Genomic DNA, 18,610 nt, shown 5'->3' with positions numbered 1-18,610 from the left:
CTGGCGGCAGAGTTAGGTAGACACAGACACACAATATCCCCGTGTACGAGCGATCCGTTCCCCGCAGGCAGGCCCCCGGAGGTGGGCAGGGTCGATGAGCGACGACGCCCGCTCGGACGGCGGCGACGCCGCGGTGGAGACCGGCGGCGATCCGGGCCCCGCCGGGTTCGAGCCGCTCTCCGTCGACGCCGCCGCCGACCTGATCGAGGAGGTGGTCGACAACGTCGAGCGCGTCATCGTCGGCAAGCGCGACGCGGTCGAGCACATCCTCGTCGCGACGGTCGCCCGGGGCCACGTCCTGCTCGAGGACGTGCCCGGCACCGGGAAGACGATGCTCGCCCGCTCGGTGGCCACCTCCGTCGACGCCTCCTTCCGCCGCGTCCAGTTCACCCCGGACCTGCTACCCTCCGACGTGACCGGCGTGAACGTGTTCAACCAGAAGAGCCAGGAGTTCGAGTTCCAGGCCGGCCCCGTGTTCGCCAACGTCGTGCTGGCCGACGAGATCAACCGCGCGCCGCCGAAAACCCAGAGCGCGCTGCTCGAGGCGATGGAGGAGCGACAGGTGACCGTCGACGGCGACACCCGCCCGCTCCCCGAGCCGTTCGTCGTGATCGCGACCCAGAACGACGTGGAGTCCGGCCGCACCTACGAGCTCCCGATGGCCGAGATCGACCGCTTCGCGAAGAAGCTCCGGCTGGGCTACCCGGAGGGTGACCAGGAGGCCGAGATCATCGGTCGCACCGCCGGCCACCACCCGATCGAGGAGCTCGAGGCGGTCACCGACGGCCGGACGCTCCAGCGCGCCCGCGAAACCGCGGGGCAGGTGACGCTGAGCGAGCCGGTCCGGAAGTACATCGGCCGGCTCGCCGAGCACACCAGAAACCGGGCCCAGCTCGGCGTCAGCCCGCGCGGGAGCATCGCGCTGGCGCGCACCTCGCAGGTCCGAGCACTGCTCGACGGTCGCGACTACGTCACCCCGGACGACGTCCAGGAGGAGGTCCAGACGGTGTTCGCCCACCGGATCCGGCCGCGAACGGGCAGCGAGACCGGCGAGGACGTGGTCGCCGAGTCGCTCTCCTCGGTCCCGGTCGAGTGATGCTCACCCGCCGTGGCCGCGCCGTCGCCGGCATCGCGGCGCTGTCGGTACTGCTGGCGGCGACGTTCGGCCCCCGTGCGCTCAACGCCGTCGTCGCCCCCGCGGCGGTCGTGCTGGCCGCCGGCTACCTGCAGGTGCGGAACACGCCGGACGTTACCGTCGACCGGACGCCGCCGGCCGACGCCCACGTCGGCGAGCAGCGGAGCGCCGAACTCGCCTTCCAGCGCCGCGACGGCGGCGCGCTCGCCCGGCCGTTCCTCGGCGACGTGACCGAGCGCGTCCAGGCGGGGCTGCGGCCGGTCGAGTCCGAGGCGGCCAGCGTCGCCGAGCGCGCCGACGGCGACGCCGAGATCACGTTCCGGACCGCGGTCGGCGACGAGCCGCTGTCGTACGAGGTCGCCTACGAGGCGCGCGGCCAGCACACGGTCGGGCCGGCGACGCTGACCGCGACTGACGCGTTCGGCCTGTTCGAGCGCGAGATCGAGCTCCGCGGCACCGAGACGACGATCGTCTACCCGCGGGTCCGGCGCCTCGGCACGGTCGGCCGGCGCTCCCTGGGGCGGTTACAGGAGTACAGCCGCAGCGACCAGCGCGGCGAGTTCGAGGAGCTGCGGGAGTACGTCCCCGGCGACCCGCTGCGGGACATCCACTGGAAAACCACCGCCAAGCGCGACGAGCTCGTCGTCACGGAGTTCGCCGCCGAGACGGACGCCGAGTCGGTCACCGTCGCCGCCGGCGCCAACGCCGACGGCGCCGACGCGATGGCCGAGGCGACCGCGAGCGTGGTGCTGGGGCTGGTCGGCGACGGCGTCCCCGTCGAGCTCTCGCTCCCGCGCGGCGAGATGCGTGTCGGCCCGGAGTACGGCGGCCAGCAGGCGATGCTCCGGACGCTCGCGGTGGTCGAGTCCGGCCCCATCCCCGACCCGGACGCCGACGTGGTGATCAAGGGGCTGTCGGACGACGCCAGCGTCGACGTGCGCGGCAGCCAGCACCGGTTCGCCGAACTGGTCGACAGCCGGCTGAGCGTCGACGCCGCCCGGCCCGCGGGGGTGGAGTCGTGACCGCAGCCGAGCCGTCCGGCGAGTCGCCGCGGCGCTCGCGGCTCGCCGTCGATCCGGACTGGTCGCTCCGTGACGCGGTCGCCCAGCCCGCGATGCTCGGCGTCGCCCTGCTGACGGCGTCGTACCTCCGGGTGCTGGTCCACGTCACCGACGTGGTCGGCGGGACGACGCTGCTCGCGGCCGAGGTGGTCGCGGTGCTGGTAGTCGGCGCCTTCCTGGCCGCGCGCGTCGACGCCCGCACGGCGCTGCTGGGGAGCGCGGGCGTGCTCGTCGGCGGCATGCTGACGTACTACTTCTCGATCCCCGCCAGCCAGCGGGCGCTGATCGACTTCGGCGTCGTGCTCCGCGACCTCGTGGCGCTGCTCAGCGGGCTCTCGGTGTTCCGGCTGGTGCAGGCGGACGTGTGGGCGCTGGCGGTGCTGCCCGCGCCGCTGCTGGGCTCGTGGCTGCTCGCGCTGCGAGGGCGGTACGCGACCAGCGTCGCCGTCGGCGGGACGGCGCTGGGGCTGTTCGTGCTCACGGGCGACGCCGGCACCCTCACCACGCTGACCGGCGTCGTCGGCGCGGCCGTCGCCGTCGGCCTCGGCGAGCTTGCGCCGCGGCGGGCGCTGGCGGCCCACTGGGACACGGTCGCGCTCGTCGTCACCGCCATGGTCGTGGTCACGTCGACCGTCTCCGTCGTCCCCGGGGGCGGGGCCAGCCCGATCGTGGCCGGGAGTTCCGCGCCGACGCTGGAGGGGAACGTCGTCGACAACGCGGACTCGGTCGGCATCGTCGGTGCGATCCGGCTCTCCCCGGAGGTCCGGTTCACCGTCGAGTCCGAGCGGCCATCCTACTGGCGCGTCGGCGCGTACGACCGGTTCACCGGGGGCTCCTGGGTCCGGACCGGCGAGAGCCGCCCGTACGGCGGCGGCCTCGACGCGCCGCCGGGGGCGACGACGAGCGTCGAGCAGACGATCACCGCCGAGACGACGCTCAACTCCATGCCCGCGGCGTGGAAGCCCGTCACCGTCCGGGGGAACGTCCAGCAGGCGACCCAGGTGACCGCCGAGGACGGTCTGCGGGCGGCGGCGCCGATCGCCGAGGGCGAGTCGTACACCGTCGTCAGCGAGCGTCCCGCGTACACGACGCGGGCGCTGCGGAACGCCGGCACCGACTACCCCGACGGCGTCCGGAGCCGCTATCTGGGGCTGCCCGACAGCACGCCCGACCGCGTCGGCGAGCGCGCGGCCGCCGTCGCCGAGCGGGCGAACGCGTCGACGCCGTACGACACCGCGGTCGCGATCGAGGAGTACCTCGAGTCGAGCAAGGAGTACTCGCTGAACGTCGAGCGGCCGCGGGGCAGCGTCGCCGACGCGTTCCTGTTCGAGATGGAGGCCGGCTACTGCACCTACTACGCGACGACGATGGCGGTGATGCTGCGTACCCAGGGGATCCCCGCCCGGATGGCGACGGGGTACACGACCGGCGAGCGCGTCGCCGAGGACGAGTGGGTCGTCCGCGGGCTCAACGCCCACGCCTGGGTCGAGGTGTACTTCCCGGAGGTCGGCTGGGTCGCGTTCGACCCGACGCCGAGCGCGCCCCGCGAGGAGACGGGCGAACGACGGGTCTCCCAGGCCCGCGAGGCCGGCGAGGCGGGCGTCGACACCAACCAGAGCGGCCCCGGCGAGTGGACGCCCACCCCGACGGCGACGCCAGAGGACGAGTCGGGGGCGAACGACACGGTCGGCGCCACGTCGACGCCGGATCTCGCGGACATCGCCGGCGGCCAGCGGACCGCGGGGGCGGGCGAGCTCGGGAGCTTCACCCCCGGCGGGTCGGGCGGATCGAGCGGGCCGTCGCTCCCTTCGCCCGAGACGGTCGGCTACGGGCTCGTGCTCCTGTTCGGCGGGATCGCCGCCGGCCGGCGGTTCGGCATCGACGACCGGCTCTACCGGTTCGTCTGGCTGCGCTACCAGCCCCGCGACGCCCCGGTCGCCGACGTGGAGCGGGCGTACGACCGCGTGGAGACGCTGCTCGCGGCCCAGCGGCGCCCCCGGCGGGCGGGCGAGACGGTCGCCGACTACCTCGACACTCTCGGCGTCAGGGACGACCGCGTGCGCCGCGTGGCGTCGCTGTACGAGCGCGCCCACTACGCCGGCGACGCCACCGCGACCGACGCCGACGACGCCGTGGCCGCGGCGGACGCGCTGGTCCGAGAGACGACGCCGCTGCTGGGTCGGCTGCGGTGATCCGGCCGATCCGGCGGCAACGCGCCGGTTCTGTAGGTACCGAAGCATTTAGTTGCTCCATGTGGTACGCATACGCATGTCCGGCCTGTTGCCGTCCGAATCCGACGCGGTCGCCGCCGGCGAGGCTGAGGAGGAGGGGGGCACGCGGCTGCTCTGGCTCGACGACGAGGAGGTCGAGCCGCTGATCGGCTCGCTCTCCTCCGAGACGGCCCGCTCGCTGCTGACCGCGCTGCACGAGGAGCCACGGACGGCCTCGGAGCTCGCGGACGCCGTCGACACGTCGCTGCAGAACGCGCGCCACCACCTCAGCAACCTCCAGGAGGCCGATCTCGTCGAGGTGACCGAGACGCGCTACTCCGTCAAGGGTCGCGAGATGAACGTGTACGCGCCCGTCGACGACTCGCTCGTCGTCTGTGTCGGCAACGAGGAGGAGCGCTCGGGGCTGCTCGACTCACTCCGGCAGTACGTCGGCGCCGCCGTCGCCGTGCTGGTCGGGGCGGTGCTCGTCGACGCGACCGTCTCCGTCGGCACCGGCGGGATCGCCGGCCCCTCGGGCCCACGCGTCGCCGACTCCATCGGCTCCGGCGCGCTGCTGGGGACCGTCCCCCCGGCGGCGCTGTTCCTCGCCGGCGGCGTGGTCGCGCTCGCGGCGGTCGCCCTCCAGTACCGTAGATCCGAACGAGGATGAGGATTGAGACGGCCGCAACGCTGTTCGTCGTCGTGATCGTCGTCAGCAGCACCTCGTTCGCGGTGCCGGTCGGCTCGAGCAGCGCCGTCCACGACCGCCCGATCGGCGCGCTCTCGAGCGACACCGGGCCGGCCGACGGCGCCGCGGTCGTCGAGCCGACCCGCGACGCGACCGACCCCGCGACGCTCTCGGGGTTCAGCGCCGTCCACGACGCCGGCGTCACCGGCGAGGACGTACGGGTGGGGATCGTCGGCAGCCAGTTCGCGCCCGACCAGGCGCGGATCGGCGACGCCGTCGCCGCCACCCGGCGGTTCTCCGGGCGCTCGCCGGGGCTGTTCGCCGACACCAGCCACGACACCGCGGTCGCGGAGATCGTCAGCCGGACCGCTCCCGACGCGGAGCTGTACCTCGCGAGCATCGGCCCCGACGGCGGGCCGGACGCGTACGCCGACGCCGTCTCCTGGCTCCGCGAGCGGGACGTCGACGTGGTCGTCGACGCCGGGAGCTACTTCCCCAGCAGCGCCGACGGGATGGCCGAGCTCAACCGGGTCGCCTCGTCGGCCGCCCGGAACGACACCGCCTTCGTCACCTCCGCCGGGAACTACGCCGACCGCCACTGGCACGGCAACGGGAGCGAGGGCTGGGTCGCGTTCGGCGACGGCACGCGGTACAACACGCTCGGCGGCGGCGAGATCGCCGGCGCCGTCTCGCTGCGGCTGTACTGGCAGGGCGACGCGGACTACGACCTCTACCTCTACCGCGCCGTCGACGGCGAGGACCCGCTGATCGCGAAGTCGGCGACGAACGCCACCGGGCGGACCGAGGCGATCGACGCGACGGTGCCCGAGGGCCGGTACTACGTCGCCGTCCGGGGCGGGCCGAACGCCAGCAACACGAGCCTCGACCTGTTCTCCTCCCACCACGCGCTCGGGATCAGCAGCGACTCCGGCGGGATGGTCGCGCCCGCGACCGCCGAGGGCGTGATCGCCGTCGGCGCCGCCGACGCGGTGACCGGCCAGCGCCGCCCGTACAGCTCGACCGGGCCGGCGCTGGACATCTCGGCGCCCGACGGCGCCGACACGACCGCGGCGGGCGAGCTGTACGGCAGCTCCGCGGCCGCACCGCTGGTCGCGGGCACGCTGACCCTGCTGCTCGCGGCCAACGAGAGCCTCACGCCCGCCGAGGCACAGGGCGTCCTCCGGGACACCGCGGTCAGGCAGGACGGCGAGCTCTACCTCGACGCTGCGGGCGCGGTCGAGGCGGTCTCGCGGCGGGATCCGGCGATCGAGGAGACGGAGCTCGACTGGTACAACGAGACGGTGAGCGAGGACGGGCGTTAGGAGAGCGCGGCCGGCTCGTCGTCGGCGTGGGCGCGCACCCAGAGCTCGCCGATGCGGGACAGCGACGTGCGGTGGGAGTTGCCGTGGGCCTCCTGTTCGACGTACGCCTTCCCGCCGGGGCCCAGGCGGTCGACGTTGTAGATCACCTTCGACCGGAAGCTGTCGGTGTACTCCTCGCCCATGTCGGCGGCGAGCGTCTTCGCGAGCTCGCTCACGCTCTCGAACTCGCCGTGTTCGCCCAGCGTGAACAGGATCACCTCCTCGAACGGCTCGACGCTCGAGAACGCGGCGACCGGGAGCTCGACGATGTGGTTGTCGCCGATCTTCTTGGCGCCGATGGTGGTGCCGCGCTCGTCGAACTCCGAGAGCAGCCCCTCGATGCTGTCGAGCCGGTCCGCGAGCGTCGCGTCGTCGACGCCGCCCTCTCCCCGGAGTTCCGCGAGCAGGTCGCGGGTCTCCCGGAGCTCCTCGGCCATCTCGGTCTCGAGGTACTTCTCGGGGGCGGTGTAGTAGGTGTGGATGCGGTGGCGGTCGTCCTGGCGTTCGAGCGTGATCGAGTGGGCCGCGGTGGCGAACGCGAAGCTGACGGGCCGGGGCATCGAGGAGATGTTGACCCATACCTCCCGGCCGGTGTCGAGGTGGGCGTTGATCAGGTCGTACGCCCGCTCGAAGGCGGCGTCGTAGTCGTACACGTCGGTGAGCGTGACGCGCTCGGTCTCGGCGCCCAGCAGGCTCCGGAAGTCCTGTTCGAGCTTGCCCGCGAGGTTCTGGGAGTACTCCACGTTGGCCTCGCTGCCGACGGCGCCCTCGAGCAGCACCACTCGGTCTACGTCGAACTGGTCGCGGATCAGCGGCGCGATCAGCCGGTCGTAGTCGAAGCCCACGGGGACGATGTGGGTGCCCATGGGTACGGGTGGGGCGGGCCCGGGTATAAAGGGACAGTTCGGCGCCCCGACGGGGCTCAGCCCACGCCCCGAACCAGCGAGCCGAACGCGGGCAGCGCGAGCCCGAGCCCCAGCGCGAGCAGCGTCGGCTGCCCCATCGCGAGCCCGGCACCGAGCGTCCCCGCAAGCGCGAGCCGCCCGAGGAAGGCGACCAGCACCAGCACGCCCATCGCGACGCCGGCGGCGACGCCCCCTCGGACCGAGCGCTGGGGGAGCGCGACCAGCGCGCCGGCGAGCAGCAGCCCCGACCAGTGGACCGACGCGAGCGCCAGCCCGACGAGGACGGCGACGCCGGTCGCCGCGAGTCGGCGTCGACGGTCGTCCCGCAGCCCCGCGAGCGCGCTCATCGCTCCCCCTCCGTGAACCGCAAGTCGACGCCGTCGGGGAGCGTCCGGGCCATCGACTTGTACTCGCCGTCGGCCCACAGCCCGAGCTGGTCGTCGTAGTGCGGCGAGAAGTAGTCGCCCGAGTTGCCGCCCGGCAGGATCGCCCGGGAGTCGCCGTCGAACGTGGCGACCATGCGCCAACTGGCGCCCGTCGACGCCACGGGGTGGAAGTTCCGCACCGTGCCCGGGGAGCCGGCGGTCGGCCGCTCGTCGTAGTTCAGGAACGGCTGGTCGAACGGGTGGGCGAACCGGATCCGGTTCCAGTCGCCGTACGTCTCCCACCCCCGGTCGTCGATCCGGGCGCGGGCCGTCCCCAGCGCCTCGGCGGCCACCGCGGCCCGGTCGCCGTCGAACACGTCGTGGTCCGCCCGGAGCGTCCCCAGCACCCAGTAATTCGGCTCCGGGAACCCGACGGGGAGTTCGGCGTCGCTGAACTCGTCGATGACCGTCAGATCGCGGAACGTCCGGAGCCACTGGTCGAACAGCAGCGGTTCGGCGGCGTCGGGGCGCATCTCGCCGTCCCACGCCAGCAGCGACTCGCCCGTGGGCGCGTCGAGGTCGTCGGCCCCGGAGTCGCCGGCGTCGATCGTCGCCTCGACGATCGGCCGGAACAGCTCGTAGCGGCCGTCGTACACGTCGGTCTGGAGTTCGCGGTGGAACGCGGCGTCCATCGGCTCGTCGCTCGCGGCGCGGGCGTCGAGGCGGTCGTAGATCCGCCGCCCGCGGAACGGCGGCGCGTACCCCTCCGAGAGGTAGTGCTCGGGGTCGTTGGTGATCCGCTGGTTCGCGGTCGCGAGGTAGTCGGGGTTCCTGACGCCCGGTTTCTCCTCGAACGGGACGAACCCGTCCCACGAGGAGTCGCCGTACGGCGTGTAGCCGTCGCCCCACTCGCCCTCGCGTGCCGAGCCGTCGAAGATCCCCGTTCCGGGGACCGGCTCGCCGTCGGTGGTCCGGATCGGGATCTGCCCGGTGACCCAGAAGTAGGTGTTGCCGTCACGATCCGCGTAGACGAAGCACTGGGTCGGCTCGTCGAACTTCCGGATCGCCGCCTCCGCCTCGTCGACGCCGTCGGCGAGGTTGAGCTCCCGGACCGCCTCGACGGTCCGGGTGGCCGACAGCCCGGTCCACGCGACGCCGAGCTCGTCGGCGGTCTCGAACCCGTCGCCGTCGGGGTACTGGGTCAGGACGGCGCCGTGGACCGAGCGCTTCACCTCGATATCGACGTTCTCGCCGTCGGCGACGTCGATCGTCTCGGTGCGGGCGTCGAACGCCCGGGTCTCGTCGCCGTAGCGGTAGCCCGCGCCGCCGTCCACCGTCTCGTAGGCGTAGAAGTCGATCACGTCGGCGCCGGCGTTGGTGAACCCCCACGCCCCGGCGTGGTTCTGCCCGATCACGACGAACGGGACGCCCGGGAACGCGACGCCGCGGCTGTCGAACCCGTCGCCGACGACGTGCTGCTCGTACCAGACCGGCGGCACCGTGAGTTCGAGGTGGGGGTCGTTGGCGAGGATCGGGTCGCCGGAGGCGGTGTGCTCGCCCGAGACGACCCAGGAGTTCGAGCCGATCCCGGGGTCGGTCTCGAACTCGGCGAGCCAGTCGACCATCCCGGGGTCCGGCGTCGCGGCGTCGGCCGCCGCCATCGGCGTCGACGGCTCGCCGCCGCGGAGGATCGGCGTGTCGTGGTCCATGATCCGGGGGTAGAGCCGCTCGGTCGTCTCGGCCCCCAGCCGATCGCGTGCCAGCGCGCGCCGGAGCGTCCGGAACGAGCCCGTGAGCCCCCACGAGATCTGCTTGGAGATCAGCAGCGACGCCGTCGGCGTCCAGGGGTCGGGGTCGAACTCGAGCAGTCGGTACTCGAGCGGCGTCGGTTCGGCCTCGCGGGCGCGGTTGACGCCCTCGACGTACGCTTCGACGACGTCGCCGGTCTCGGTCCCCTCGACGCGCTCCCAGGTCGCCTCCGCGGCCGCCTCGAACTCCATCTGGCGGTGGAACGCGTCGGAGTCGACCGTCGACGCGCCGACGACCTCGGAGAGCCGGCCGGCCATCAGGCGCCGGTAGAGATCCATCTGGAACAGCCGGTCGGCGCCGTGGCAGTAGCCCACCGCGTAGTACGCCGCGCGCTCGCTGTCAGCCTCGACGTGGGGGACGTGGTAGTCGTCGTAGCGCACGGTCGCCGGGCCGTAGGGGCTCGACAGCTCCGCTGGCGCGTTCTCCGTCGCGGCGCCCCAGACGCTCCCCGAGCCGGGCGCGAACCGTCGCAGGTACGACCGGGCGTCCGAAAGCGCCATCCCGCCGACGCCGGCGCCGAGCACCGCGCTGAGGAGGGCTCGGCGGGTGGTCTCGCGATCCATCGCCCCTATAGAACGCGGGAAGCCTCGTAAAGTTTGTCCGCGAGTTGACCCTCTCGGCCGGGCGCTCGCTACTGAATCCGGTACCGAAGAAGCGCCGCGATGCCGCCGAGGTTCGACAGCTGTTCGCCCGGCGCGAACTCCGAGGAGAACACCACCACGTCGCCGCCCTTCTGCTCGACGGTCTCGATGATCTCGTTGGCATCGCGGTCCCAGTCGCCCTCGTCCTGGCGCTCGGTGCGCAGGCGGTCGTCGACGACCAGCAGCGTCTCGACGGCGCCGAACTCGGCGGCCTCGGCGGTCTCGTCGACGCCGTAGGTCGCCTGCTCGCCCGTCGCGATGCGCTCGGTGAGCTCGTCGATGAGCTCGCTCTCGCGGGCGATCCGGGTCTGGTCCTGCACCTCCTCGACGGCGCCGCGTTTGAGCACCTCGTGGACGCCCCTGTCGCCGGCGGCGGAGGTGTCGACGGTCGTCGTCACCTTCTCGGCCACGTCGGGGTACTCCTCGGTCAGGTAGTCGAGCGCGTCGCGCTTGGTGAACCCCGGGCCGGCCATGATGATCGCCTCGGCGTCGACGTGCTGGAGCGCCGAGCCGAGCTCCTCGAACAGCCGGTTCCGGGGCTGGGCGTACTCCCCCTTCCCCGTCGGCGCCGTCAGCGAGACGTACTCGTCGGTGCCGTACTGCTGGACGGTGTGGACGTAGGCCTCTCCTTCCTCGACGGTCGCGATCGCCACGTCCGGCGCGTCGGTGGCCTCGGCGGCCTCCTCGATGCGGTCGCGCTGGTCGGGCTTGAGGAACTTCTCGATCGTGAGCTCCTCGTGGGTCTCGACGTTGATCGTGTGGTGGAGCCCGATCTGGTCCTCCATCGAGCAGTGCTGGATCACGCCGCCGACCCGGAGCCGGTTGGCGAAGCGGGCGAACTCCACGTCCTCGACCTCGAGCGTGACGTGGAGGTGTTCGCGCTCGCCGCCGGTGTCGCGCATCTGGTCGTCGTTGCGCTGGATCCGGCGGGTCGTGTCACCCTCGACGAGGTCGCCCGGTTCGAGGACGTGCGAGAGGTGCCAGAGGTCGTCGACGGTCTCGGGGACGAGCGTCACCCGGTCACGGCCCTCCGCGCCGTGGCCGCGCTGGACGATTCGCATACCCGGACCTCCGGGCGCGGGGGTCACGTCTCTTTCCCTCTGGGCCGGGTCGAGCGCCCGGGGTGGCGCCGACGCTCAGGCCCGCACGACTCGGGGGTTGAAGAAGCGAACCAGCCGGTCGAACTCGTCCACGATCTCGGCGGCGGCGACCTGGTCGTAGCTGGCGAACTCGCGCTCCCCGTGGAACCCGTCGTACCCCTCGGCCACCGCGTAGCCGAGTTCGGACTCGATCGCCGCCTCGTGCTCCCGGATCAGCGCGCGCATCTGCTCCTTCTCGGCCTCGCTCCCGCCGTAGATGTTCACCGCGAACTCGACGGCGCCGTCGGCGCCGACCCGCAGCCGGTAGCGGAGCACGCCGCCGGCGTAGGCGGGGTGGTCCGGCCGGACGAGCAGCTCGCTCCCGCGCTCGATCGACACCACGTCCGCGGGGTCGGCGTCGAACGTGCCGACGAGCCGCTCCTGGACGCCCTCAGACACCGCCTCCAGCAGCACCGGGAGGTCGAGCGGTTCGTCCGCCGCGGCGCCGTCGCTCGCCGTCGTCGACTCGGCGTCCGCGAGCGTGTTTTCCCCACTAGCGGCGCCGCCGGCCGCGTCGACTTCGGCCCCGTCGTCGCCGCCCGCGTCGGGCTCCGTCGCCGACGCGTCGGCCGCGTCCGTGCCGGCGATCCACTGGTCCGCGTCGTCGCTCTCGTCGGCGGCCTCGGTCGTGGTTGCCGCGTCGGCTTCCGGTTCGTCGTCGTCCCCCTCGACCGACTCGAAGCGGACGAGGAACTCATCGCTGGTGGGTGCGCCGAACGCCTCGACGCGGACGGGGTCGACCGCCACCTCGCGGTCGCTCAGGAACCGCGCCAGCTCGACCGCGTCGGCGGCGAAGGCCGGGCCGACGAGCCGCACGCGCTGGTCGCCGTTGAACGCCGCGGGGTCGAGGGGCTCGCGGTCGAAGTAGTCGGCGTGGGCCTCCCGCAGCGAGTCGCCCGCGTAGCGCGCCGCGAGCTCGTCGTACGAGCGGTCGGCGACCGCGCTGGCGCGCTGGAGCGCCTCGGTGACGACGGCGCTCCCGACCTCGCCGTCGGCCGCCCCGACGACCACCGCGTCCCCCGCGGCGTCGAGCGCGAGCGCGGTCGCGGCGCCGTCGTCGACGGCGGTGTCCACGAACAGTACGTCCTCGGCGCCGAGTTCGCCCCCGGGCCCCCGGAGGAGCGCGGCGGCGAGCCCCGTCGTCGCCCCGGGGTCGAGCGGCTCGACGGCCACGAGTCCCGACTCGCTGGTCCGATAGAGGGTCATACCGTACCCACTCCGAGCCAGTCAATCAAGGTTACGCAGCGAGTAACGCCCGGGGTCGTCGTCCCCGGAATCGACAAGAAAGCTTATACCGGATCCGAGAAAACGCTCAGGTGGACGCCGGTACGGTACCTGGGTAGGGGTACTTCGGTACCACGCCGGCCCACTCATCTCCGCAGTATTCACGTCCGTTAGCCACGGCTATCACCTATGGAGTTCCACGTCTGGGAACCCGTCTACGAGCGCATCCTCGCCGACTTCGGCTTCGACCGCGACGGCGACGAGCGCGCCCGCGACCGACTGGCCGCGATGAGCGAGCCGTTCGACCTCGAGACGCTCCCCGATTTCGCCGGCACGACCGTCGCCGTCGCCGGCGCCGGCCCGAGCCTCGCCGACGAGGCCGACGCCGCCGCGGCCGCCGACTACGTGGTCGCCGCGTCCGGGGCGGCGACGACGCTGCGGGACGCCGGCGTCGCGGTCGACCTCGCGGTGACCGATCTCGACGGGGCGCCCGAGCGGCTCGCGGCCGCGAGTCACGAGGGGCTCACGGTGGCGGTCCACGCCCACGGCGACAACGTCGACGCGCTGGAGCGATGGGTACCGGAGTTCGCCGCGGATCGGCTCCTCCCGACCACGCAGGCCGAGCCCGCCGGCCCGGTGCGGAACTTCGGCGGGTTCACGGACGGCGACCGCGCGGCGTTTCTCGCGGACGCGCTCGGGGCGGGGACGCTCACGTTCGTCGGCTGGTCGTTCGACGACCCGGCCGTGAGCGAGCTGAAGGCGAAGAAGCTGCGCTGGGCCGAGCGACTGCTGTACTGGCTGGAGACGCGCCGGGGGGAGCGGTTCGCGGTGCTCGACGGTCGGCGCGAGAACCTGACGCTGCCGACGCCGGACGGACGGTAGGAGGTTCCTACGCGTCCAGCAGGTCGCTCCCGCCCGGCGGCAGGAACTCCTGGATCTTGTCGGCGCTCGCGACCTTGCGGACGAACGACTCGTCGGTGAAGCGGGACTTGAACTCGCGGTAGCACTTGACCGCGGCGTCGTTCTGGGCGAACTTCCCGGGTTCGAGCGTGATCGTCGTCGCCGCGTCCGGCTCGATGGCGCTCGGCGGGCCGCCGATCACGCGGGTCTCGTCGTCGCAGGTGATCCCGACCGCGACCCGGCAGGCCACGTCGCGGAAGTACTCCCGGTCGCCCCGGATCGCGAACCCACCTTTCTCGAGGTACTCGCCGGACTCGGGCGTCTTGCTCACCTGGTCCGGTTCGACCATGTAGGCGTCGCCGGCGCCGCGACCGTCCTTCCAGACCGAGGAGTACGCGACCGCAAACTGTGCGGCCTCCTCAAGGCTCGACTCGGGCCAGTCGACGGCGCTGGACGGCTCGGAGGGTCCGCTCGCTTTGAGGATCGTCACGGGGCCGCCGTGGGCCTGCGTGTGGAAGAAGCGGTCGTGCTTGTCGAGGTACTTCTTCACCAGCGCCTCGTTCTGGTCGGCGTTGCGCCCGCCGATGACGAGGTAGCCGTCGCTGGTGTGGAACCAGCGGAACTCCTCGTACCAGTGCTCCGGCTGGCGGACCGGGATGCTCTCGCGGCTCAGCCAGTCAGTCTCCTCCCGCTCCTCGGAGGTCTCGTCCGGCTCCGGTTCGGGCTCCGCCTCCCACTCTTCGCGGCGCTGCTTCACGGCTTCGAGGCGCTCGCGAGTGTCCTCGATCGCCTCGCGGGCGCCCTCCTTCTTCCCCTCGACGCGTTTGGCCTCCTGGTAGAGGCGGTCGGCGTTCTTCTCGACGCCCGTGGTGGCGTCGAGGGTGATCCGCTCGTCGTCGACGTCTACGGTGACAGTGCCCTCCGCGCCGTCGACGTCGACGACGGCCTCGGCGGCGGGGATCCCCTGCTCGGCACCCTCCTCGAGAGTCTCCTGGATGTCGGCCCACGGGGTGTTCGCGTCGCGGGCGTCCTGGATCGTCGACAGCACCTCGTCGATCAGGTCGTAGCGAGCGTAGCAGATCTCGGCCTTCCGGCGGAACTCCTCGGCCTCTTCCTCGAACCCCTCGATCGCCCCCTCCTGCTGTTCGATGATGCGCTTCTCCTTCTCGATCTCGGCCTCGAAGTCCGGGCGCTCGCGGCCGCCGCCCTCCTCCTCGCGCTGGGCCTGCTCCTTGAGGCGGTAGAAGTACTCCTCCAGCGCGGGGTTGAACGAGTCGAACGCGCGGCTGGGGAGGTCGGATCGCTCCTCGAGCGCGACCGGGCTCACGTCGACGACGCGGCCGCGTTCGGTGAGCGGTCGATCCGCGTCGTCGTCGCCGTCCTCGTCGAGTTCGACGTAGACGCGCGGGTCGAACTGGCCGCTTCGGAGCGCCTCGGCGAGCTCCATCAGCTCGCGGTGGATCGCGCGGTACTCGTCCTCGCCGGCGTCGGCGATGTCCATCGTCTTCTCCACGCCCGCGCGGGTACAGAGCTCCTCGCCCCAGAAGCCGCCGAGGTTCAGCTGCGTCGCGACCGTCCGCACCACGTCGGTGTCGGACTGCTCCATCCGCGCCTCGAGCGTGTCGTAGTCGACCTCGAGGGGGTTGAGCCGGGACTGGGGGAACTCGTACTGGCTGCCCGGCGCGACCGTGCGGGACTTGAGCCGCACCGTCTCCAGCGAGCGCACTACCTCGCCCGTCTCGTCGAGGACGGCGACGTTGCCGTCGCCGAACAGCTCGACGACGAGCGTGGTGTTCTGGTCGGGGCGCTCGAACTCGAACACGAGGATGCGGTCGAACTCGTACTGCTCGACGGAGACGAGGTCCGCGCTCTCGATGCGGCCGCGCAGCATCATCGCGAACTCCGGGGGGCGCCCGGGCGCGTCGGGCACGCGCGAGGGGTCGGCGACGTGGGCCTGCTTGTTCTCGCCCACCTCGATCAGGAGTTCGATCCGGCCCCGGTCGAAGTCCCGGAGTTTGAGCCGCAAGAGGTCCTCGTCGTAGAGATACGCCTTGTCGAGCTTCGCTCCCTCGTAGCGGGAGAGCTCGGTCGCGAGCGCCGCGAGGTCGACGCTCGACAGTTCGCGTTTCGGCTCCATACGGCGAACGTCTCGGGCGATGCGGAAGGGCGTTCCGTTCGGGCCGTCGACGCCCGGCCCGTTACTCCAACCGGCGTGCGCCCCGGCCCACGGCGAAGCCGGCGACGCCGACGGCGAGCGAGGAGAACGACCCGACGGCGAGGATCCACAGCGTCGCCTCGCCGGGGGCTCTGAGTTCGAACACGATCGCCGGGGCGTAGAAGCCGACGCCGATCCCCGCGGCGAGCGCGATCGAGACGAGCACGCCGCTGTTGACGTAGGCGCCGACGGCGGCGGCGACGAGCATCGCGACCGCGACGGCGCCGATCACGAGCCCGTCGCTCGTCGCGACACCGTCGAGGTAGCGCACGGGCAGGTGGGCGAACAGCGCGAGGAAGAACAGCGCGCCCGCGACGCGGACGAACTGCGCCGACAGCGCGGGCTGTTCGCCGAACAGCAGCGTGTCGACGGCGTCGCGGGAGGGCATCGTCGGCGACGACGGCCGGGCGGCGGTTAGGCGTTTCGGGAAGCGGCCGGGCTACCGCTGCCGCTCGGTCTCGCGCTCGCGGCGGGCGTACGCCTCGGCGTTCTCCATCGTCTCGGTCTCCAGCAGCTGGTCGAGCTTGCGCTCGAACTGCGCCTCGCTGAGCTCGCCCTCGGCGTAGCGCCGGCGCAGGGTTTCGAGCGGCGTCTCCTCGTCCTCACGCTGCTCGCTTTCGGACGCACGATGTTCGTTCTCGCCGAGCCACTCCGCCCTGTCCTCCTCGTCGCCGAACAGGATCGCCGTCACCGGGACGAGCGCGACGTAGCCGACCAGCATCGCCGCCAGCCACCAGTCCTGACCGGTGGCCATCGCGCCCAGCCAGACCGCGGTGACGAGCGTGCTCACGATGCCCGTCGCGTTCGCTCGGAGTCGCCCACCGATCGAGTCCTGTTCGCTGCCGCCGGCGTCGCGCATACGCCGCCCGTTCGGCTACGTTGTCAAAAATGCCACTCCTTCAGAGTCGCTTCGAGACGTACGGGCCGTCCTGGTGGTAGCCCAGCTTCTCGCGGTAGTACTCGCGGACGCCGATGCCGGAGATGATACTCAGCTTCCCGTAGCCGGCCTCGCGAGCCTGGCGCTCGGCCTCCCGGACGAGCCGCTTCCCGTAGCCGCGGTGCTGCCACTCCTTCCCGTCGTCGTCCCCGCTGCCGTCGAAGGTGGCTTCGGAGCCGTAGACGTGGAGTTCGCGGACCAGCGCCGCGTCCGTCAGCTCCCGTCGGACCGGATCGTTGGGGAACCGCAGCCGACAGAAGCCGATCAGGAGGTCCCGAACGGGGTCCTCGAAGGAGATGAAGCGCTCGGTGCCGCCGGCGGCCTCGTACTCCATCGTGTCGAGCGTGATCTCGGCGGGGTCGGGGTCGGCGTCGTTGTGGCCGACCTCGCGGGCGCGGATGTCCCGGATCTCGTACCCCTTCTCCTCGGCGCGCTGCCGGGCGAGCTGGCGGAGGTTCGACTTCCAGACGCCGCCCTCGATGAAGTCCGCGGGGATGTCCCGCTGGACGCGCTGGAGCCGGCAGTACTTCGGGATCTCGTTCATCGCGTCGGCGACGACGTCGGCGGCGGTCTCGTTATCCAGCGGCTCGAAGTCTTCGCGCTTCCACATGTCGTACACGCGGGTCCCCTCGACGACGAGGGTCGGGTAGATCTTGAGGTAGTCCGGGCGCCACTGCGGCGAGTCGAACAGCTGGCGGAAGTCCTCCCGGCACATCTCCTGGCTCATCCCGGGCTGGCCCGGCATCATGTGGAAGCCGACCTTGAACGCCGAGTCGCGGAGGCGGCGGTTGGCGTCGATGGAGGCCTGGGTTCCGTGCCCGCGGTGCATCTCGCGGTTGATGCGCTCGTAGGTGGTCTGGACGCCGACCTCGACCTTCGTACCCCCCAGATCCAGCATGCGGTTGATCTGCTCGGGATCGCACCAGTCGGGCTTGGTCTCGAAGGTGATCCCGGTCACCCGGATGTCGCCGGTCTCGTTGCGGGCGATCACGTCCTCGAGGTACTCGAACTCCTGTTCTTCGGGGGGCTGGGCGAAGCTCTCGGTCTGACTCGGGTCGGGATCGGAGTCGAGGTCGTACTCGTTCATCGCCTGCAGCGCGCGCTTGACGAACCACTCCTGGTAGTCGTGGCTGCGGGCGGTCATCGTGCCGCCCATCAGGATCAGTTCGGCCTTGTCGACGGGGTGGCCGATCGCGCGGAGCTGTTCGAGCCGGAGCGTGACCTGGCCGTACGGGTCGTAGTCGTTCTGCTCGCCGCGGGCGGCCGCGGGCTCGTGGCCGGTGTAGGACTGCGCGGAGGAGAACTCGGAGGCGGGGCCGCCGGGGCAGTAGAGACACTTCCCGTGGGGGCAGAGGTGTGGCGAGGTCATGATCGCGATCGGCGAGACGCCCGAGGCGGTCCGGACGGGCTTGCGCCGGACGACGGACTTCACCTCCTCGCGCCACTCGTCTGGCGCGTAGCTGAGGATGTCGCCGTTGGTGGGCACCTTCGGCGCGCCGGTGTCACTGCAGACTTCGCGCTTGGCGGCCTCGAGGTCGTCGCGCTCGAGACCCTCCTCGATGATGCGGCGGCAGAGCTCCTCGCAGGCGTCGACGAACGCGGGGGGGTCGCCGGTTTCTGCGGCGTCCGTGCTCATTATCGGTGTGTGGGTGGGTTTCGGGGTTAAGGGTTGCGAGCGAGACAGGGAAACGTCGTGACCGAAGGGAACGACGGCAAACTGTCTCGTTACGCGAGCGGCGAACGGAGTGAGCCGCGAGCTGCGGAACGAGGCTGGAAAACGTGAAGGAGCGAAGCGACTGAACGGCAAACAGCCTCGAAAACCGAACGGTGAGCGAAGCGACCCGCGAGCGATGTTGAACTGAGTGTCGAAGTTGGTTGTCGACGACGACGAATACCGCGAACACGACCGCAGAGTTCCCTTGGCCACTTGTGACCGCAACAGCCCCGCACAGCCCACACCCTCCCCAACCGACTCACTCGCTCACACCCCTTCGCTCGTTCGTCCCTCGCGCTCGGTCGG

General features: G+C 71.9%; 15 protein-coding genes. 6 read left to right on the top strand and 9 right to left on the bottom strand.

Annotated features, from left to right (window positions below; genetic code table 11):
- Window positions 1–94: 94 nt before the first annotated feature.
- The 5 genes from ACP95_RS08595 (at window position 95) to ACP95_RS16340 (ending at window position 6,416) form a co-directional block, all read left to right on the top strand.
- Complete coding sequence (locus ACP95_RS08595) at window positions 95–1,096, top strand: AAA family ATPase (RefSeq protein WP_082224630.1); 1,002 nt, start codon at window positions 95–97, stop codon at window positions 1,094–1,096.
- Window positions 1,096–2,157: a DUF58 domain-containing protein gene (locus tag ACP95_RS08590; RefSeq protein WP_049980806.1), complete on the top strand. Its 1,062-nt coding sequence runs from the start codon at window positions 1,096–1,098 to the stop codon at window positions 2,155–2,157. The genes ACP95_RS08595 and ACP95_RS08590 overlap by 1 nt, the downstream gene beginning before the upstream one ends.
- Complete coding sequence (locus tag ACP95_RS08585; protein WP_049980805.1) at window positions 2,154–4,388, top strand: transglutaminase TgpA family protein; 2,235 nt, start codon at window positions 2,154–2,156, stop codon at window positions 4,386–4,388. The genes ACP95_RS08590 and ACP95_RS08585 overlap by 4 nt, the downstream gene beginning before the upstream one ends.
- Window positions 4,389–4,464: 76 nt before the next feature.
- Window positions 4,465–5,076, top strand: a complete 612-nt coding sequence (locus ACP95_RS08580; protein WP_049980804.1) for an ArsR/SmtB family transcription factor — start codon at window positions 4,465–4,467, stop codon at window positions 5,074–5,076.
- On the top strand, window positions 5,073–6,416 hold the full coding sequence (locus ACP95_RS16340; protein ID WP_049980803.1) for a S8 family serine peptidase: 1,344 nt from the start codon (window positions 5,073–5,075) through the stop codon (window positions 6,414–6,416). Before ACP95_RS08580 ends, ACP95_RS16340 begins: the two co-directional genes overlap by 4 nt.
- Here ACP95_RS16340 and ACP95_RS08570 read toward each other — a convergent pair.
- The 5 genes from ACP95_RS08570 to ACP95_RS08550 form a co-directional block, all read right to left on the bottom strand.
- On the bottom strand, window positions 6,413–7,321 hold the full coding sequence (locus ACP95_RS08570) for an HFX_2341 family transcriptional regulator (protein ID WP_049980802.1): 909 nt from the start codon (window positions 7,319–7,321) through the stop codon (window positions 6,413–6,415). The genes ACP95_RS16340 and ACP95_RS08570 overlap by 4 nt on opposite strands.
- Before the next feature lie 56 nt (window positions 7,322–7,377).
- On the bottom strand, window positions 7,378–7,707 hold the full coding sequence (locus ACP95_RS08565) for a hypothetical protein (protein ID WP_049980801.1): 330 nt from the start codon (window positions 7,705–7,707) through the stop codon (window positions 7,378–7,380).
- Window positions 7,704–10,097 (bottom strand): penicillin acylase family protein, encoded by a 2,394-nt coding sequence (locus ACP95_RS08560; protein ID WP_049980800.1) that lies wholly within the window; start codon window positions 10,095–10,097, stop codon window positions 7,704–7,706. Before ACP95_RS08560 ends, ACP95_RS08565 begins: the two co-directional genes overlap by 4 nt.
- Window positions 10,098–10,165: 68 nt before the next feature.
- Window positions 10,166–11,236 carry an mRNA surveillance protein pelota gene (locus ACP95_RS08555; RefSeq protein ID WP_049980799.1) on the bottom strand — a complete coding sequence of 357 codons (1,071 nt, stop codon included), beginning with the start codon at window positions 11,234–11,236 and terminating at the stop codon, window positions 10,166–10,168.
- A 75-nt stretch (window positions 11,237–11,311) separates the two neighbouring features.
- On the bottom strand, window positions 11,312–12,520 hold the full coding sequence (locus ACP95_RS08550) for a hypothetical protein (RefSeq protein WP_049980798.1): 1,209 nt from the start codon (window positions 12,518–12,520) through the stop codon (window positions 11,312–11,314).
- Window positions 12,521–12,727: 207 nt separating this feature from the next.
- Between ACP95_RS08550 and ACP95_RS08545 the strand changes: the two genes are divergently transcribed.
- Window positions 12,728–13,420, top strand: coding sequence for a 6-hydroxymethylpterin diphosphokinase MptE-like protein (locus ACP95_RS08545; RefSeq protein ID WP_049980797.1), 693 nt, complete (start codon window positions 12,728–12,730; stop codon window positions 13,418–13,420).
- A gap of 7 nt (window positions 13,421–13,427) precedes the next feature.
- On the opposite strand, the gene rqcH is transcribed toward ACP95_RS08545, so the two are convergent.
- The 4 genes from rqcH to ACP95_RS08525 all read right to left on the bottom strand — a co-directional run bounded on the left by rqcH (window position 13,428) and on the right by ACP95_RS08525 (window position 18,226).
- Window positions 13,428–15,575, bottom strand: coding sequence for a ribosome rescue protein RqcH (gene rqcH, locus ACP95_RS08540; protein WP_049980796.1), 2,148 nt, complete (start codon window positions 15,573–15,575; stop codon window positions 13,428–13,430).
- Window positions 15,576–15,636: 61 nt separating this feature from the next.
- Window positions 15,637–16,041 carry a hypothetical protein gene (locus ACP95_RS08535; protein WP_049980795.1) on the bottom strand — a complete coding sequence of 135 codons (405 nt, stop codon included), beginning with the start codon at window positions 16,039–16,041 and terminating at the stop codon, window positions 15,637–15,639.
- 51 nt (window positions 16,042–16,092) lie between these two features.
- Window positions 16,093–16,512, bottom strand: a complete 420-nt coding sequence (locus ACP95_RS08530; protein ID WP_049980794.1) for an SHOCT domain-containing protein — start codon at window positions 16,510–16,512, stop codon at window positions 16,093–16,095.
- Window positions 16,513–16,552: 40 nt separating this feature from the next.
- Window positions 16,553–18,226 (bottom strand): tRNA uridine(34) 5-carboxymethylaminomethyl modification radical SAM/GNAT enzyme Elp3, encoded by a 1,674-nt coding sequence (locus tag ACP95_RS08525; RefSeq protein ID WP_082224629.1) that lies wholly within the window; start codon window positions 18,224–18,226, stop codon window positions 16,553–16,555.
- Between the last annotated feature and the right edge of the window lie 384 nt (window positions 18,227–18,610).

The organism is Halolamina rubra (genome assembly GCF_000739555.1).
GTDB lineage: Archaea > Halobacteriota > Halobacteria > Halobacteriales > Haloferacaceae > Halolamina > Halolamina rubra.
This window is presented reverse-complemented; position numbering and strand designations above follow the sequence as displayed.

Bases quoted from the DNA above. Each gene is read 5' to 3' on its own strand.
- ACP95_RS08595 (WP_082224630.1), top strand. From the start codon at position 95: ATGAGCGACGACGCCCGCTCGGACGGCGGCGACGCCGCGGTGGAGACC.
- ACP95_RS08590 (WP_049980806.1), top strand. From the start codon at position 1,096: ATGCTCACCCGCCGTGGCCGCGCCGTCGCCGGCATCGCGGCGCTGTCG.
- ACP95_RS08580 (WP_049980804.1), top strand. From the start codon at position 4,465: ATGTCCGGCCTGTTGCCGTCCGAATCCGACGCGGTCGCCGCCGGCGAG.
- ACP95_RS16340 (WP_049980803.1), top strand. From the start codon at position 5,073: ATGAGGATTGAGACGGCCGCAACGCTGTTCGTCGTCGTGATCGTCGTC.
- ACP95_RS08570 (WP_049980802.1), bottom strand. From the start codon at position 7,321: ATGGGCACCCACATCGTCCCCGTGGGCTTCGACTACGACCGGCTGATC.
- ACP95_RS08565 (WP_049980801.1), bottom strand. From the start codon at position 7,707: ATGAGCGCGCTCGCGGGGCTGCGGGACGACCGTCGACGCCGACTCGCG.
- ACP95_RS08560 (WP_049980800.1), bottom strand. From the start codon at position 10,097: ATGGATCGCGAGACCACCCGCCGAGCCCTCCTCAGCGCGGTGCTCGGC.
- ACP95_RS08555 (WP_049980799.1), bottom strand. From the start codon at position 11,236: ATGCGAATCGTCCAGCGCGGCCACGGCGCGGAGGGCCGTGACCGGGTG.
- ACP95_RS08550 (WP_049980798.1), bottom strand. From the start codon at position 12,520: ATGACCCTCTATCGGACCAGCGAGTCGGGACTCGTGGCCGTCGAGCCG.
- ACP95_RS08545 (WP_049980797.1), top strand. From the start codon at position 12,728: ATGGAGTTCCACGTCTGGGAACCCGTCTACGAGCGCATCCTCGCCGAC.
- rqcH (WP_049980796.1), bottom strand. From the start codon at position 15,575: ATGGAGCCGAAACGCGAACTGTCGAGCGTCGACCTCGCGGCGCTCGCG.
- ACP95_RS08535 (WP_049980795.1), bottom strand. From the start codon at position 16,041: ATGCCCTCCCGCGACGCCGTCGACACGCTGCTGTTCGGCGAACAGCCC.
- ACP95_RS08530 (WP_049980794.1), bottom strand. From the start codon at position 16,512: ATGCGCGACGCCGGCGGCAGCGAACAGGACTCGATCGGTGGGCGACTC.
- ACP95_RS08525 (WP_082224629.1), bottom strand. From the start codon at position 18,226: ATGAGCACGGACGCCGCAGAAACCGGCGACCCCCCCGCGTTCGTCGAC.